The 17,894-nt window shown below is 55.0% G+C and carries 9 protein-coding genes and 1 pseudogene; 1 reads left to right on the forward strand and 9 read right to left on the reverse strand.

Translation table 11 applies throughout. The annotated features are described in order from the left end of the window. Positions 1-178 precede the first annotated feature (178 nt). Positions 179-535 carry a hypothetical protein gene (locus tag MXE41_RS05675; protein WP_246978147.1) on the forward strand — a complete coding sequence of 119 codons (357 nt, stop codon included), beginning with the start codon at positions 179-181 and terminating at the stop codon, positions 533-535. Between the two features lie 264 nt (positions 536-799). Here MXE41_RS05675 and MXE41_RS05680 read toward each other — a convergent pair whose 3' ends face one another. The 9 genes and pseudogenes from MXE41_RS05680 to MXE41_RS05720 form a co-directional block, all read right to left on the reverse strand. Then, on the reverse strand, positions 800-5,887 hold the full coding sequence (locus MXE41_RS05680) for a hypothetical protein (protein WP_247099688.1): 5,088 nt from the start codon (positions 5,885-5,887) through the stop codon (positions 800-802). A gap of 654 nt (positions 5,888-6,541) precedes the next feature. After that, entirely contained in the window at positions 6,542-7,054 is a 513-nt protein-coding gene (locus MXE41_RS05685) for a chemotaxis protein CheW (RefSeq protein WP_246978145.1), read from the reverse strand. 601 nt (positions 7,055-7,655) lie between these two features. Continuing rightward, positions 7,656-9,677 carry a chemotaxis protein CheW gene (locus tag MXE41_RS05690; protein WP_247099690.1) on the reverse strand — a complete coding sequence of 674 codons (2,022 nt, stop codon included), beginning with the start codon at positions 9,675-9,677 and terminating at the stop codon, positions 7,656-7,658. Positions 9,678-9,910: 233 nt separating this feature from the next. Beyond that, the gene (locus MXE41_RS05695) at positions 9,911-10,264 is read right to left on the reverse strand and encodes a hypothetical protein (RefSeq protein ID WP_247099691.1); all 354 of its coding nucleotides are present in this window, start codon (positions 10,262-10,264) and stop codon (positions 9,911-9,913) included. A 111-nt stretch (positions 10,265-10,375) separates the two neighbouring features. After that, complete coding sequence (locus MXE41_RS05700) at positions 10,376-11,227, reverse strand: ParA family protein (protein ID WP_246978143.1); 852 nt, start codon at positions 11,225-11,227, stop codon at positions 10,376-10,378. A gap of 1,229 nt (positions 11,228-12,456) precedes the next feature. After that, on the reverse strand, positions 12,457-13,539 hold the full coding sequence (locus MXE41_RS13215) for an OmpA family protein (RefSeq protein WP_348647416.1): 1,083 nt from the start codon (positions 13,537-13,539) through the stop codon (positions 12,457-12,459). Continuing rightward, a pseudogene (locus MXE41_RS05710) lies at positions 13,525-13,713 on the reverse strand (flagellar motor protein MotB); the annotation flags it as partial. The pseudogene MXE41_RS05710 and the gene MXE41_RS13215, both read right to left, overlap by 15 nt. A gap of 322 nt (positions 13,714-14,035) precedes the next feature. Further along, a complete protein-coding gene (locus MXE41_RS05715; protein WP_247099692.1) occupies positions 14,036-14,782 on the reverse strand; it encodes a flagellar motor protein in 747 nt (248 codons plus the stop codon). 1,359 nt (positions 14,783-16,141) lie between these two features. Continuing rightward, a complete protein-coding gene (locus tag MXE41_RS05720) occupies positions 16,142-17,470 on the reverse strand; it encodes a chemotaxis response regulator protein-glutamate methylesterase (protein ID WP_247099694.1) in 1,329 nt (442 codons plus the stop codon). Positions 17,471-17,894 lie beyond the last annotated feature (424 nt).

Below are 17,894 nucleotides of genomic sequence, written 5' to 3' on the forward strand. Positions count from 1 at the left end.
AGGCATGACGGTCATGACTGGCCTTTGTGCTCTGCATGGCGCAGGCGCCGGTGCAGGTGCAGGCGCAGGCGCAGGTATGAATGGATTGCCGTCCTGCCTGTACTGTCTGTACTGTGCAGGCGCTGCACGGGTAAGGCTGTCTGGTGTGGCTGTATTGTGATGATTTTGTGGTACGTCTATGAGCAATAATGAGATTTATAACCTGCCTTCAGTAGAGGGCACCCTGGAGGGAATTTATGGCAGCGGCACCTCTGGCAGGTTCAAGAGTGTAGACGTATGGTTCCTGGAAATGCTCTCATGCAATGCCCCTGACCCTGTGGAAAACTGCAACGCCCTGGGCACCGATCCCTATACTGTTCACGGCTCCCACGAGGACAGGGATGTGCTCAGATATGTGCACTTTATTCCCGGTGCCTGCAGCTGGCATGAGATCAGCCCTTTTACCTCTCCTGCCGATGAGGATGACTTTATTCCGGCCCTGGTCAAGAACGAAATGGTCAGCGAGCCTCAGGATTACGAAAGCGCCCCGCTCTGACCGCCTGGCTGCCTCGAGACTGCCTCGAGGCTGCGATGAGACTGCTTGAGAGCTGCGTAGACGCAGCGTCGCTGGTGCGTAATTGCAGCGCTGCTGCAGCGCAACTGCCCCGACGAGGCCGGTCTGCAGATAAGATTACGGAGCAGGTCCACTTTGAGATCTGGTAGCCAGGCCAAAAAAAGGCCCGTCAGCTTGTCAGCGACGGGCCTTTTTTGATCTGGAGGTTACGGGCGAGCCGGCAGCCGGGTGCTGCTGGCGTGCCCTTTAGCGGCGCTTGATGCCGTAAGCGTTACGGGCCTGGTAGTTGGCGTAATGGCCACCACTGCGGCTGCCTGGCTGAGCCGTTGCTGCAGCTGAGGCTGCGGCGGCACCACCTGCCATGCCAGTATTGTGCAGCTCATTGAGGGTATCAAGCTGGTCCTTGCTTAAGGTTGAGACCGAGTTGAGACCACCGTTTACTACCTGGCTTAACAGGGCTGCCGGATCCTCGTCATCATCCGCAGCTGCAGCTGCATCATCACTCCATGAGGTGCCGCCCTCAATAGTACCCAGAGCCATTGGAGCCATGGACACTACATCAGACATGCCCGGATTCATGGAGGTGGCATGAGAGAAGGCAGAGGTAGCCGGAAGCGGTCTCTCCACAGCGCCAATACTGAGCGCGCCACCTGCCGATGGAGGTGAATCCATCCGGGCAAGAGCCTGCTCTACTGTTGGATAGGAGGCAGAGCGGCCACCGCCACGGTTTGCCCCGGCGATACCGGCACCTGCTGCTTCGGCATGGGCACCGGTAAGCATCTGCAGATCCTCGTCATCAACAGCGTCAGCACCTAAAAGCTGTGCCAGATCCTGAGGGGTACCGTGACCGCCTCCATTCATGGCAGCAGCTCCCTGAGCGCCGCCACGGGCGATGCTGCGACCGGCCGCCGCTGCTGCACCAGCAGCTGCAGCCCAGGCAGAACCGTTACCCACTGGCATTACCGATTCAGCAATGGAGCTTTCAGAGGTAACTGAACCAATGGCTCCAATGGAGCTCTGGTCAGCTGCTCTGTTGCGGCGGGCCCGGGCGCGCTGATCTTCAACAGCTGCAGCGCGGGCTGCATGTGAGTTGCTGTCACGGCCGGAGGCAAGCTTGCTGATCTTCTCACGGTTGGCCTTAACCTTGTCCTCAGGACTTAGCTCGATCACCGGCTCAGCCGGTGCCCTGGCAGAGCTGCCAATGGTAACGCTGTCATCCTCAAGAGCTGAATCAAGGTCAGCGGTAAGGTTGCGCAGATAATCCTGTGAGGTGTTTTCCACGCTCAGAGCCAGTGCTGCAGCTGAAGCGCCCTTGTGCTTGAAGTCATTGAGCACATTGAGCGGATCTTCAACTTCATCGTAGGAAACTGATGAACCGGCTGCAGTCTCACCCTGACTCTGACGGCTGGTAGTGAGCAGCCCCTTCTTCTCGTTTTCACTGATGATGGAATCAGCAAGGCGGTCGATAGCATCGAGATCCTTGTCACTGATTACCTCATCATCTGAAAGGGTAATGCTCTGAGCACGGATACCGTCACCGGCAGCCAGAGAGGAAATATCATCAAGCGAGCGGCCAAAGCTCATCATGGTGTCAGGAACATTAAGTTCCGGCATGTCGCCAGGACGGGCGCCGGCCTCACGCAGCTTGTCTGCAAGAGCAATTTCCTCAGGAACCTCATCAGGAAGCTCGACACCTGCGGTAAAAGTGGTATTACCGGCTACAGCATAGAGATCATTGAGCTCCAGACGGGCCTGACGTGCCACCTCTGGGGAGAATGGATCAGGCTTCTCCTGCATCATGGAGGCAATGATCTGACGCTCATCCTTATCAAGGGCTGATGATGGCTCAGGACTTTCAAGAGCAGCACGCTTGCGTGACTTGCCAGAAGCATTCTTTTTGTTTTTCTTCTTGCCCTTGCGGCTCTTTGCTGAACCTGCCTGTGAGTCTGAGTCGTTCTGGGCGCTGCCTGAGGCGGCATTGCCGGATCGGCCGGTATGACTGTCGCGATCTGATGCAGCTGCGGCGGCCAGAGCAGAGTCGGCGGCAGCCAGCTCCTCTTCGGTAACCGGCAGCTCCAGAGCGGCCTTTTCCTCAGGGGTAAGCAGAGCCTGACGCTGCATTTCAGCCTCATGCTCCATGGCTTTACGCTTGAACTCGGCTGAAGTGTCCTTGATCCTGCCGTCTTCATCAACTTCGTAAATCAGACGCAGCTCATCTTCACTAAGACCGGTATTGGCAGAAATCTCAGCCAGGGAAACACCTGCTTCGATGTACTCATGGGCCTTGTCCAGGGTATCCAGTCTGATACCGGTATTGCCCATTTCCTTCTGCTTCTGCACAAATTCATGATCGTAGATCATGTCTACCACAGGAGCAGACTCTGCAGAGCTTGCATAGTTCTCATTGGCCTGAGACATGTCGCCGGTCATGCCACCTGCCGCACCGGCGCTGTCACCGGCACTGCCTCGGCCAGCCCTGGCAGCTTTGGCTGCATCAGCAGGACTCATATCATGGTTAACAGCCACTCTGAGATCGTCAATATCATCAAGTGACTTGCTTGAGGCATAGTCGATGGTCAGCTGAGTCTTGCCGGTGGCCTCACCCACGCTCTGCTCTGAGCTGAAGGAGACAGCACCATCATCACCATCAGAGCTGATGTCCTCAGACGGGGTAACCTTGCTGTTGCGACGGGTAAATTTCTCAAGAGCCTCAAGGCGTTCCTGATCTTCCTTTCCACCAATATCCTTTGATGAAATCAGGGAACTGTCACCACTTTCCATGGTCCAGCCATCATTGCGATCAGGCTGAGCATAGCTGCCGTTTTTGAGCTGATCTGCGCTGGCAAAAGAGCGCAGCGCCTGACCTTCCTCGGTAATGGCAACAGAGGAAAAATCAGAGCTGTCCTTATCAGGCTGATAACCATTGGAGTGATCAGGACGACCACTGCCCTCAAAGCTTTCAGCCTTGTAGGTGGAGCGCTCACCCTCCTTGAGTCTGTTGTTATTTCTGCGAGCTGAGGATGACTCTTCAGGAGCAATGCCAGACTGAACAGAAAGGATAACCTGAGCTGGTTCCTCAATCACGCGTGCGGCTGCACCGCTCTGAGCAGCAGAGCTGCTCTCATCGCCGCCCTTGCCATCGGCCCCGGCTGCAGCGCCTGCTGCGCCTGCTGCGCCGCCGGCTGTATCCGCCTCGCCAGCTGACCTGTCAGCTGACAGGTCAGCTGCCATGTCGGATTTGTCCGACTTGCTGTCCTTGCCAGACCTGGCGCCCCTGTCGGACTTACGGTTCTTGCGGCCCCTGATGTTCTTATCTGAAAGGTCAGAGCTGTCTGATTTGTCAGCCAGATCAGACTTTTCATCACGGTCAGGCCTGTTGCTCATTCTGAGCTCGTCTACGACAGCTGCAGCCGGATCGTCGCCCATGATATCCATGATTTCCTCAATGGTATCGGCTACAGGATCGCGTGGTTGAGCGTCAGCGCCTGAAGTGTCTGCAGATGATGCTGAGGCTGCAGCATTGCCTGCAGAGGCAGCGCCGTCATTATCTGACTGGGAGACAGCTTTGAGGTCAAGGTCATCGAGCTCATGGAGCATGTCCTGAACTTCGTCACCTGAGAGCACATTGTCTGACATGCCGTCATTGGCTGACAGATTTGGTGATGGCACCGGAGCCTCAAAATCGTCCGAGGCAAACTCAAGGCCATCATTAACCTTAGAGGTAGAGGTGGCCTCGGCAATGACCTCGTCCATGGTGGCATCGGCAATATCGCCAATCTGATCATCAGAAAGGTCGGCCATGTCCTCGGCACTTAGTCCACTCATGCCATCAGCACTTCCATTGTCTGGTAATACCAGATCATCTACTGGTGGCGGAACATGAACTGGAGGTGGAGGGGCCTGCATGCCCTCAGGAATGATCATGTCATCAGGCATGCTCAGATCGTCAACTGAGATATTGCCAAGGTCACGACCGGCGCTGCCCTGTGAGCCACTGCCCATGCCCGGGTCAGCGCTGCCCATGCCAGCGCTGCCGCTGCTCATGGCTGAGGCGCTGTCATCGACGGCACTGAGGGCATCAGCATGATTTACCGGGATAAAGCTGTCGTCATCAGCAGCCTTGATGAAGGCAGTTCCTGATGAGGTACGTTCACCGACAGCCAGCTCAGGCTGCTGATCAGCCTCAGGCTGCTCTAATACGGATTCCTGTCGTGATAAACGTTGCTGCGGGTCGATCTCGACCTGGATGAATTCTGAGTTTGAGGATAAGCCTGGCGTGGGATTCACCTGTTGGCCGGAACCATAAACCTGCCCCTGTGGGGAGCCATATGGCATGTTCTGGTCGGCAGCAAAGGAGCCCATTTCGGCATTGTTCTGGGAATAGTTGTTGTTAATTCCCAGAGGATTCATAGGATCGCGGCCGCCATTGTAGAAAGGCTGGCCTGGCTGAGGCTTGCGACCCTGATTCTGGCCACGGTTCTGCCCCTGACCGCGACCCTGTCCCTGACGGCCCTGACCACGGCTCTGAGCCCCCTGCTCGTTGCGGGCATTGTTCATGTGCTCGCCAATGGTGGCCGGAGCGCCTGAAGTGTCCAGGCTGTTAAAGTCAGTACGGGCTACCAGACGTGCAATATCTGAGGCAGTCTGGGCAAAGGCGGCATCATTAACCAGATCGTCATCACCACCACCCTGGCTTTCAGTGCCATCAGGTGGCATAAAGATGCCATTGGAACTCTGATTGAAAGCTTCGTCAGCGGCCATGTATGCCTGCTCTTCATTCTGGGCATACATGTTCTGATTGCCATAGCTCTGCTGACGCAAAGGTTGCTGAGTGTCCATGTTCATGGAGGCGCGCATGGACGTGTCACTCTGGCCCATGTCGCCATGGGAGCCGCCGGACTGAATATTGCCAATCAGATCCTTGACCGAGGATACTGATTCGACCAGAACCTGCTGCTCCTTGATAATGCTTTCGTAATAACGCTGCTGCTCGGCACCGATATCAGCGATCTGACGGTTCATGCCCTCAATGGTTTCCTTGAGGTTATGCTCGTTACCCTCTTCATCAACATAGGTAATGGAAGACAGATCGCTTACGGAGGAACCGCCCTCAAGACGACGACGGCCAAAGAGCTCGTCGAGCGACTGCTCGGCGTCCTTAAGCGCAACTTCTGACTGAACAAGACGTTCCTGCATCTCCTCCATGGCACCTTCGATGCGGGAAGCACGCCTGTTATTCAGGATAAAGGCTGCCAGTAACAGGAGCAAAACAACTATCAGGCCGCCCACGAGATAAATTGAGAGCAGGCTCATTCCGCTGCTGGTCATGTCCATCAGAATTTTCCTATAAGTCAGCTTTCCGAAACTGCACCGCCTTATCCTGGCGGTACTGGCTGACTGTACAACCTAAACCAAATACTCCAAAGCCGGTCTGTCACGGTTAAGAAGTGACATTGACAGGAACCAGGCAGTGAAGCCCTTTCAATCTCTCTTAGAATTGACAGGTTCTGTATCACCATATCGATACAAAAACCAAAAGCAGGATATACCTGCAAGCGCCTCAGTATACCACAAGCCCCCAGTTATCAAGCCTTTTAAGCCTTATGGCACTGCCGATACGCAGATGTGATCACATCTTAAGCGCACAGGGCCACGGACTGACTGCGCGTCTACGGTGACCGCACTCCCGGAACCGGATCTCCTGCCTGTCAGGGCCTGTCTGCGCCGCCTGTTGCCCGTCGTGGAGGCTTTCAGCCATAAAGGCTGTGGACTGGCCGCGCGCCCCGGCGGGAAGGCCGGCGCAGCGCGCTGCGCGCGGGGCAGCTTCATCACCGGTATGAGACTCTCTGGCGACAGGGAATGAAAATGGGGGCCCATAATGACGAAAGGCTCCACGACCGGTGAGGTCATGAAGCCTTCCTGATGCAGCTCCTGGCCCGGCCTGTGGCAGGCAAAGCCCGTGGCAGTCAGGAGCGATACAGGTCCTTATTAGTTGGAGATGTTGGCGATGTCCTGCCACTCTTCCTCGGAAAGGAGCTTGTATAAATCGATGAGAATTAAGAGGTCATCATCACGGTTGCATACACCGCAGATGAACTTGGCGCTCTCCTCGGTACCGACGTTTGGAGTGTCGTCGATATCGGCGGTGTTGAGGTCTACTACCTCGGCAACGGAGTCAACCAGAATGCCCACAACCTGACGCTCAGACTCGATGATCATGATACGGGTGTTGTCGGTAACCTCTGATGGAGGCAGACCAAAACGCATACGGGTGTCGATAACAGATACTACGTTACCACGCAGGTTGATAATGCCCAGAACATAGGCAGGAGCACCTGGAACAGGAGCAATGTCGGAGTAACGTAATACTTCACGAACCTGCATTACGTTTACGCCATAGATTTCCTTGTCCAGCTGGAAGGTAACCCAGCGTAATACCTCACCCTGGTTGTTGTTATCAGGATCGTAAATTGAGGTAGAAGTTGCTGCATCATTAGCCATTTTTGAAAAATCCTCTAAACACAATCTCCAACCGCGATAACAAGCTGGTGGAGACGAACTGATGATTGCGCAGGGTGCTGCGCACTGGCTACCCGTCAGGCTGATTAGTCAGCTCTGGTCTAAAGGCACCTTATCAGTTTGCTTTGACTGTGCCCTCAGGCACAAAACATGTGACCATGCAGACCGCAGTATCAGTCCAGCTGAAAGTCAATATTCTGATTATATCTTAGTTGCCGGAATTTTACCGGTAATAACGCATAATTTGCAAATCCCTGCGTGCACAACCCGCAAAGTTATCGCTATTGCGCCCCGGTTCTAGTTACAGGCTGGCCCGGTTTGAACTCCCGACATAAGGCCATATGCCCCTCTGGCAACTAAAGCGTTCAAACAGCCCTGCAGCAGCTCAGTCACGAGGCTGCAGCACCTCGGCTACGCATCAGCTGAGCTTCGCTGCTGCCAGGCGAACATGCGCATCGCCTGAGCGGCTGACGCGTCCGCATGCGACTGACAGCCAGTGCGCGTGTGCCTGATGGCACAAGGCGCTACCGCTGCGGCTGACGGGCCACGGCGCTACCGCTGCGGCTTATGGCCTGAGCCAGTCTTAACGGGCGGCCGGAGCTGTGGCATTTTGGTCGCGCTTATTGCTCTCGGTTTCTTCCTTGGACTTGAGGTTCTTGTAAAGATCCTCAATGTCAGCGCCGGCCTCAAACAGAGCAATCAGGGACTGAACATGCAGCACGGCGCACTTGTCGGAGGTAACGATACCGGCAAGCCATGGACGGTTGCCTGGAATTTCACGCCACTTGATCTGAGAGCTGGTAAGAGTACGGTTACCCTCAAGAACATCACAGCCAATGGACCACTCGGTGTTACCAAGGGAAATCAGATATGGATACTTGTCAGGGCTGTCGTTGATCTCAGGCATAACCCAGCGCAGCGTATCTACGATATTGATCTTGTCGCCACGGACATCGGTAATACCCATAAACCAGGATGGCTTGCCAAAGAGCTGAGTAATCTTGTCGCATTCGAAAATGCCACCAAGATCGATAAGTGGAACGGCAAAGCGTACGCCCTGTACAAGGAAGAAGAGCACCTGGAACTGCTCGCCCAGATCGACATTCTTCCACTCGGCAGCAATGGCCTCGAGCTTTTTGGCCATGCGCTCCTGAGCCAGCTGCTGAGGGGTCTTGACCACCTCGGCCTCCTGCTTTTTGGCAGCCGCAATAACTGGAGCCGGTGCAGCGACAGGAGCTGGTGCGGCAACAGGAGCTGCAACCTCAACGGCAGGAGCCGGTGCGACAGGGGCCGGGGCAACTTCAACCTTGACCTCTGGTTCGGCCGGGGCAACTTCAACCTTGACCTCAGGCTCGGCCGAGGCAACTTCGACCTTGACCTCAGGCTCGGCCGGGGCAGCTTCGACCTTGACCTCTGGTTCGGCCGGGGCAACTTCGACCTTGACCTCAGGTTCGGCCGGGGCAACTTCAACCTTGACCTCAGGCTCGGCCGGGGCAACTTCAACCTTGACCTCAGGCTCGGCCGGGGCAACTTCAACCTTGACCTCTGGCTGCTCGGTCTTTACTGCTGTTTCAGCGTCGGTGTCGACCTCAACTGTTGCCAGCAGGCGCTGGAGGCTGTCTGAATCTGCAGGAGTTGCGTACTCAAGAGTAGACTCTTCGGTACGGGTATGAGTAACAGGCTGTGGCTGAGGCTCTGGAACTGCAGAGCTGCCTGCTGATGCAGCAAGGGCGGCCTGAGCGGCGGCGGCGGCTGACTCAGCAGATGATGCCGATGCCAGAGTGGCTGCGGCTGCTGCGTATTCTGCAGCGGCTTCAGCTGCTGCAGCTGCAGTATCCTGATTGATACTGTCTGAAGATGAAGCAGATAAGGTGGACTGGGCCTGAATATTTTGATGAGTTACAGCTGGCTGTGGAGCAGAGTCAGGCATTGGCACCGGATCTTTGTGCATTTGCAGGCCTTCTCTGAGAGCCTCTTCAGGACTCATGCCCTGAGCCTCTCTCATGGCTGCCTCTCGGGCCATTTCGCTCTGAACGGCAGCAAGCTCACTTTCAGCACGGGCGACAAGGGCACTGTGTACTGAAGTTGCAACAGCTGCAGCTGCGGCGGCACTAGGAGCGTCCTCGGCTTCAGTTACGGCCTGAGCCGCTTCAGCGGCCTCTGATGCAGAGCGGGCTGCCTCGGCTGCGGCAGCGGCTGCAGCAGCAGCTTCAGCGGCAGCACGGGCTGCTGCAGCGCGTTCAGCCATGGCTGTTAAGGATACAGGACCACCCAGCACAGGATCGGCAGGAGGCGGGGCCAGCTCAGGATCAATGGCTCCCATGGCATCCATGGTGTGCTGCTCGGCAGCGGTAAACGGTGCTTCTGGCTCAGGAGTTTCTTCGGCAGCTGCGCTGTGACCGGAATGGATGGCGGCATTGGCACTTTGCAATACCTGCCTGTTGGACTCAGCACTGTATGCTGACTCCTGCGCAGGTACGGCTGCGAGATCTCCAGCCTCTGACTGGATTTCACCGTCGAATTCCTGGTCATCTACATCAGCCAGCATTTGCTGGAAGTAGGCGATTAGAGTCTCCTCTTCGCGATCGTGATGACTTGCTGACATCCAAACACTCCTTGAGTGATCCCCTCGGGGATCTCCGAAAGTAAAGCTGTTTCCGGGATTGCTAATCCCTGCAGTCATGAAAATCTGGTCCAAGATTCCTGACTGGAAAACTGTTCTGTTGTATTGCTCAGGGCTCATCAGGCCCTGCATTCAAGCTCTTTAAGGCAGCCTGACTGCCATGGTGGTGCTCATGCGCTGTCCCGATACTGTCAGGAAAACTCCTGAGATGACAGTTACCGGACCGCTGCTGCAACAGCCGCAGGCACCAGCTTCAAAGCTGTGTGAATCTGATTTTCGCCGTCACAGATCTCAGGAGGTAACCAGCAGATCTGTGCAATTTTGTCCATGTCCCACTGACGTGGGTGATTGCCCTGTGCCCCCATAAAATGCGCCCTGTGCATTGCCCTGCTCTGACATTGCGCCACCGCCGCTTTGCGGCGCGGCATAGCTGCCGGGTTGCTGTGCCTGTTGGCCCCCGCCGGGCTGCGTACTCTGCACTTTGCAGCGTTCTGCACATTGCCGGGTGCAACCCACTTTGCTGCGTACACTGCGCTTTGCTGCTTGCCCTGCGCATTGAAGAGTGCCATAAGCCTTGCTGCGTGGACAGACTCTATGAGGCAAGAGTCATTCAGGGATCAGGAGAGGCTTGAGGTCAGCAGGTATGAGACATGCCGTTATGCGCTCAGTCCCCTGCCAGGTCAGATCTGTGCTGGCATGTACTGGAGACGCTCGACCATCTCCATAAGTCTTGGGGTAACTTTCTGAGGGCTGCGCTCGAGCTCCTGCTCTACCAGGTTCTTAAGCAGACGGTGGTAGGCGACGGCGCCCTGGCGGGTCTCATCCATAAGCGGCAGTGGCAGACGCTTTGCAGATGACTCACGGAAAGACACATCAACAGGAATGCTCTCCTGCCAGATATGATCACTGTAGTGAGTCTTAAGATAGCTCAGGCTCTGTACTGAGGCCTTGGTACGACGGTCGTACATGGTAGGAACAATAAGGTATTCAAAATGAACGCTCTTATTGGCACGCTGCATGACGGTAAAGGTTCTGACCATGCCCTCGAGGCCCTTGAGAGCAAGGAACTCAGTCTGGGTTGGAACAATAATGGTGGAGCTGGCTACCAGAGCATTAACCATAAGAGCGCCCAGAACTGGAGGACAGTCGACCAGGACTACGTCATAGCAGTCTTCAATCATCTTGAGAGAGCGGGCCAGAATACGACCTACACCCTGGCGGCCTGACAGATGGCGGTCAATGGTGGCCAGAGTCATGGAGGCGGCAATGAGATCCAGACCGTCATGAGGAGTATGAGTGATACAGCCAAGAATGCCCTCACGAGTGAGATCCTTCATGGCATACAGATCAAAGAGATTATTCTGCTCGAGCCTGTCGTCCTCATAACCAAGATATGAGGTCAGGGAGGCATGAGGGTCGGTATCGACCACCAGTACGCGGAGCTTTTCTTTATGCAACCAGCCAGCGAGTGTTGCCACCGTGGTTGTCTTGCCCACACCACCCTTCTGACTTGCAACTGCCCAAACTAACACTGATAACTCCTGAAATTAATTAAAACCAAGGTCGATGACTTATGCACGGGCCAGTCGGCCCAGGTTATTGAGTTTCTCTTATCGCAAACGCGGCTGCAGCAGGCTCTGCCTGCACTGCCTGCCACTGCAGCACGGCTGCAGCAGCTTATGAAGCGGCTACAACGCCGCCTGTGGAGCGCCAATGATGCGGCTATGACGCAGCCTGTGGAGCACCTGTGACGCGGCTATGACGCAGCCTGTGGAGCACCTGTGACGCGGCTATGACGCGCCTGTGGAGCGCCAATGATGCGGCTATGACGCGGCCTGTGGAACGCCTGTGGAGCACCTGTGACGCGGCCTGTGGAGCGGCTATGACGCGGTTTAAGGCGCGGCTCTGGCGCTTGTGGCATTCCTGGTGACTTTCGGACCTGATGTCCGTGCCACGCTCTGATGCCTGTGTAATGGTATTGCCAGGGATACTGTCACATATGCATATTCACAGCCTTGAGTCTGCGCTTTGGATCACGCAGGGCCTATTTTAACAATATCGGCCTGATACTAGCGCCCCATTGCCCATAAAGATCAAAAAAATCGCCTGTCCTGATACTCCTTGACCTGAAAGCTGGTACACGTTGATTGTCTTAACAGGCTTAGGTCACACAGATACGGGCTCAGGCAAGGATGCACAACCGGCCCTGCAGCCCGGTAAGACGGAAGCTGCAGCTATTGGGCCGCTCGGACCGCTCCTCTGAGCACCTGCTGGTGCAGGTGACAAGTCCGGCCTGAGCCTGTGAGCCGCCTCAGCGGCCAGCCGGTGTATGTCCAGGCGGGATTTTGGTGCAGCGCCTGGGCTGCACAGTGGAAACAGATTTAGGATGGAGGGAAAGGTACTGGCATGTCACAGCGCAAATCAGCTGCATGCTCAGACCGGTGCTGAGAATAAAGTTGACAGAACTCTGGCCACGACTGCCACTGATACACATGCGTCCATGAGGCGACTGCCTGATGGCCTGGTGCCGGGTGGAGCAAGCCGTGTGGCGCATGCTGAGACGACGGTGGCGACTGCCCGATGGCCTGGTGCAACGCGGCGCCAGCCGTGTGGCGCATGCCGCCACGGCTGTGGCGGCTGCCCTATGGCCAGGTGCCCGGTGGCATAAGCAGGCCCGCAGCCAGTCAAAGTGCTGTCAACTGTACTCTAAACACAAAGGGCGCTGCCTTGCGGCAGCGCCTGTTGAAAGGGCTGAATGTGATTACTCACCCTGTTGATCGAAAGGCAGACCTACATCACCATTTGGTGGTGGGACTTCCTCCGGAACAGCCTCGTCTACAGCACCAGCATCAGGACCAAGAGGCTCGGCCTTGAATGATACTGAACCGTCAGTATTGGACTGGAAGCTGAAGCCGCCCTGACCGGCACGGCGGGTCGGAATAATACGATCGCTGTTGCCTGGTACGATAGCCAGAGTTTCAGGCTTTAAGGCCTCACGGGAGATGGCAATAACTACTCTGCGGTTCTGAGCACGACCAGCGCGGGTTGCGTTGGAGTAGAAAGGAGAGTACTGACCGAAAGCCTCTGCAGCCAGACGCTTAGGATCGATGCCATTAGTCTCCAGTTCCTGCAGTACATTGATGGCGCGGCGTGATGACAGCTCCCAGTTGTTGCCGTAGATAGCACTTGGAACAAAGGTGTTGTCAGTATAACCACGTACACGAACGTAGTTGTTCACATCCTTAAGGGCATTGGCAATGGTGGCAATGACCGGACGGGAACGGGTCAGAATGGAGGCTGAGTTGTTGGCAAACAGCAGTGATGAGGAAATGTTGATGGTGATCCAGTTAGGGTCATGCTCAACAATAATCTCGTTGTTTAAGCCTTCATCATTAATGGTCTCGGAAATGGAGCGCATTAAGGAGTCAAAAGGCTGGCCGCTTGGGTTTTCACCCTCAAGCTCGCTCTCGGCTGGGCCAATACCGCCTTCACCGGTTTCATCGAGCTTGCCGCCGGCAGTCATACCGGAGCTGCGGTCGGTTTCTTCGTCTGGAGTTACATTGGTCTTGGAGCCGGCTGTTGGCTTGCTGACCTCAGATACGTCCAGATCACCCTGAGTAATGGCCTCAGCATCTTCATCAGAGTTGGAGGTCTGCTCGGTAGCACCGGCATCCTCAAGGCTTTGCTGGGTGATACCAAAGTCCATAACACCGCCGCCGCCCTGGGCCTGAGACTCAACTTCGCCCTTGGCGCTGGCAGCAGAGGCCAGTGAGGCGTCAGCCATCAGATTGGCAACCGGACCTGGCAGAGCAATAACGCCAGGCACGGCTGACACCATGCCCATTTCACTGAAGGATGCCATCAGTCCCTTAATCATGGACTGGGCGTCTACAGACTTGGCCATAGCGAAGGAGTAGAGCACCACGAACACGGCAAACAGCAGTGTCATGAAGTCAGCATAAGATACCAGCCAGCGCTCAAGGTTTTCGTGAGGCGGATGTTTCTTCTTTCTAGCCATTTTTTAAATCCTGTTCATGCCCGCATTTCGCCTCGGTGTGTTACCACCGGGCTGTCCTGCTAGCTTGATAAAGCATCAGGACTACCTGATTAATCAGGGCTCTTGCTTGTCCTAAAGACATGGCCCTGATGCTTTTTCTCTTGCGGGGGTTGTCCCTGTTACCGCTGAACCTGAAAGCTTATGGCCGCAGGCTCATGGTGGAGACATGAGACTGACAGTACAGACTTACTGTCAGCTGTGGGTTAAGCACAGCTTCGGTGTCCTGACCGTTCAGTGTACTGAACGGCAGTCAGTCCCGAAGAAGGTCAGTCACAATCAGTGACTATTCACCATTAAGGTTGCCTGTGTAAACACCGATACGGCGCTTGAGCATCAGGGTATTCTCGGCACTGGCGATTGATACAAGGCCCTCAAGGGTCATGTACTTGTACAGAGCGATTTCAGCGTTAATGGCGCGAATACGGTTGGCAGCAGGAATAAGGAAGGCGTTAGCACCGGCCACACCGTAAATGGTGGCCACGAAGGCTACGGCGATGGCAGGACCGAGCAGGTCAGGACGATCGAGCAGGGACATGGCGTGAATCAGACCAAGTACCGCGCCCACGATACCCATGGTAGGGAAGTAACCGCCCATGGCTTCGTAGAACTTGGCGTTAGGCTCGAGCTTCTGCTGCTCAAGTTCAATGGCGTTTTCAAGGAGGGCATACAGAGCATCCTTATCCACACCGTCCACAATCATCTGAATGCCGGTACGGGTGAAGTCGTCATTGGCAGATGCTACGGAGTTTTCCAGAGCCAGTGGACCCTGCTGACGGGCCACGGTGGACATGCCGGCAAGCAGGTCACCCTGAGACTGGAAGTTAAGACGTGGAGGGGTAATAAGCCATAACATGTGCTTGAAAGCGCTGAGCAGCTCCTTGATGGAGAACTGCACGACACAGGCAGAAAGGGATGCACCTGCTACCACCAGTGCTGCTGGCAGGTTAACCAGAGCAGATGGATGAGTACCTTCGAGCAGCATTGTTGCGATAATGCAGCCTACCGCTAAAAATAAACCTACTAAATTCATAAAATTTTCACACCGAACAAAGCTCGTTGATCAACACAGCCCGGCGCCGGAGCGCTGGCCTGCATGCAAGCCGGCATTGGCTGTATCACAGAACTGCTTTTACCTCTCCACCCAACCGGAGCTTAAAGGAACAGACAAAAACATACTGTCATACATCAGAACAATGTCCCGGGGTCTCCTCAGTCAATATAACCAAAAGACAAAACAGGGCATACCAGACCTCTTTAAGCAGCAAGAGCAAGCTTAAAGTGTTGATCCCCCCCCTGGTCACTTTCGTGACGCGCTGTGCCGAAGCACCTTTGCCAGTTCATGTAAGACAGGCAAGGACCTGCTCTTTCACTCCCTGACGAAATCTGCTCAGAGCTTGTCTGAGTAAGGCTGCAATGACACCTTTACGGCACCATTCAAAAAGCAAAGCTGCCAGCAAAGCAGCGCAGTACCGTCAGCAGCCATAATGAAATCTGTATTTAAGTCAGTTCCTGAACATCTAATCAATTATGCACCTTTGAGGGGCACGATATACGGATATGGTCCCTCAAGCTCCGTCTGCATGGGTCACCAAAGCTCAGGCGGCATGGGAACGGTCTCTACTTATAATTTGACAGCAGAGCGCACTGAAATTACAAGTCAGGAATCACTAACGGCTCACAGGCATAAAAAAGGCAGTCACTCATGAAAAACAGCTGTAATTTATCAGTCTGATAAATTGCCTTAATTCCCTGCAGAGCGCATCAGAATGAGACTTTTTAAGATGCTTTGCTAATTTTATGCCAGGGACTTAGCCAAAAAATTTACAAGCAAATAATAGCATACCGGCTGGATCCAAGAATTACAGCACTCCCGGAACATGCGCACGATCAGCAATTCTTAAAGCAATTCACCATAATGGGACAAAATTCCCTGTCATGCGCACGCCTCACTTCAAGACAGTAGCGCACATCTGAGTACCTCAAGCATTTAACTGTACCGGCCTGACTGGCCCTGGGCAGGCCGACCGGTCAGGCCCGGCCAGCCTGGAAGGCTCAGTACCTCACCGGCCCCTCAGTCACGGTGAACTTAAAGCCAGTGCTATGATCTGGTCAGGTCCGCGTCTGCGGATGAAAGTGCTGGTCCATAACTGACGAAGCCCGCAGCCGGATATCCGGTTGCGGGCTTCGTTATGTTGATGCCAGGCTCCCTGCCTTGGCAGTCTGTGACTGAGCGGGCTATGCTCAGAAGCCTGTGACTGAGCAGCCTGTGCTCAGCAGACTGTGCCTGGGCAAGCTGTGCTCGGGCAGGCTGTGCCCGGGCAGGCTGTGACTGGGCCGGACCTGACATTAAGGCCTGCCCCTGTTCACGGAGCTTAAAGGCAGCTGCGCATTAGCGGCGCATTTCCTGGACAATGCAGTCTGCAAACTTGTCCAGAGGCAGGATCTGATCAGCCAGACCTGCATTTACAACAGCCTGAGGCATGCCGTAAACAACGCAGGTGTCCTCGTTCTGAGCCCAGACCACGCCGCCCTTACCGCGCAGCATACGACAGCCTTCGCAGCCGTCGGATCCCATGCCGGTCAGGATCATTGACAGTACCTTACCGCCGTAAATATTGGCAATGGAAGCAAAGGTAACATCAACACAAGGATGGTATACCACACGTGGGTCAGCTGGCAGAATGCGGGTTCTGGTCTTGCCGGCTCCGCGATCGAGAATCATCTGGCGTCCGCCTGGAGCGATGTAGACATGACCTGGCTCGAGAACCATGTTGTCCTGGGCTTCAACCACCTCGTTCTGGCTCATGCCGTTAAGACGCTGGGCAAAGGTGCTGGTAAAGGAAGCTGGCATGTGCTGAACGATGATAACTGGAACATCCAGACGTGGCAGCTTGGGAATGATGTTCTGCAGGGCAACCGGGCCGCCAGTGGAAGAACCGATGGCTACCAGGTCATGAGACTTGCCGGAAACCTTGAAATTGGTGGATACACCCTTGGCAGCGCCAAAGCTGAACTGAATGGCGGCTGCTGGACGACCCTGATTTACTGAGCTGATGGAAGAGTAAATCTTGTCGAAATCGTCCTTGACGCGAGGAGAGGCTGCGGCAGCAGCAGAGGTGAATGTACCTGATGCCGGGGTGGCAGATGCAGGCTTGCTCAGAGTGCTGGTGGTGCCTGCTGATGACAGACCTGGACGGGCAGTGCCCAGTGTTGAGGTTCGTGCAGTTGCAGAGGTGGCACTTCCAAAAGCACCTGGACGTGCTGCAGTGCCTGCTGAGCTGGCTGAGGCTGCTGGACGTGACAGCGGGGCTCTGCGGATATGAGAGCGGGCAACAGCCTTGATGTTGGAGCGCAGGGCGTTAAGAGCATCTTCGCGACGGTGGGCAATATCGTCGAAGTTCTTAGGCATGAAGTCGACAGCGCCAGCCTCCAGAGCCTTAAAGGTTGAGTTGGCACCTTCAAAGGTCAGAGAGGAGAACATGAGAATTGGAGTAGGGCACTTGTTCATGATCTCCTGAACTGCAGTAATGCCGTCCATAACAGGCATTTCTACGTCCATGGTGATGACATCAGGCTTTAAGGACATGGTCATTTCGACACCTTCCTTACCGTCCTTGGCCTCGCCGACTACCTCAAAAGCAGGATCGCCTTGAATAATCTCAGTAAGTCTTTTTCTGAAGAAGGTAGAGTCATCAACGATGAGTACCTTAATTGCCATAAGAACCTCTTAAATCTACGACCTGCCATGGGCAAGCGGCCCACGGGTCTGCAACGGCTGCCATCTCTATGCCTGAAGCGCCAGGATGGAGCGTATTCTGATAAATATACAAAGCATCAAACCACACACAGCTATAGCGGTCGATACCCTGCTCCTTATAGTCAATGGTTTTAGACTGTGTCAGTGCTGGTGTTCCCAAAGCTGACTTTAAGTGATGGCAGCCCGGCATCTGTCCGGCTGGCTCACAGGTCAAGGCAACTTCAGAGCGATGCACACAGAATCTGAAAGAAAACTTTGCGGCCTTTGCGGCCAGTTTTTTAACAGTTAACAGTGCCCATGACAGGGTGCTGCTGATTGAAAAACAGATGCGGAACCTGTTTGCTGATCTTAATCCTTACGACTGTCAGACCATTGGAACATTATA

It is taken from the genome of Anaerobiospirillum sp. NML120449, from assembly GCF_023051105.1.
Lineage (GTDB): Bacteria > Pseudomonadota > Gammaproteobacteria > Enterobacterales > Succinivibrionaceae > Anaerobiospirillum.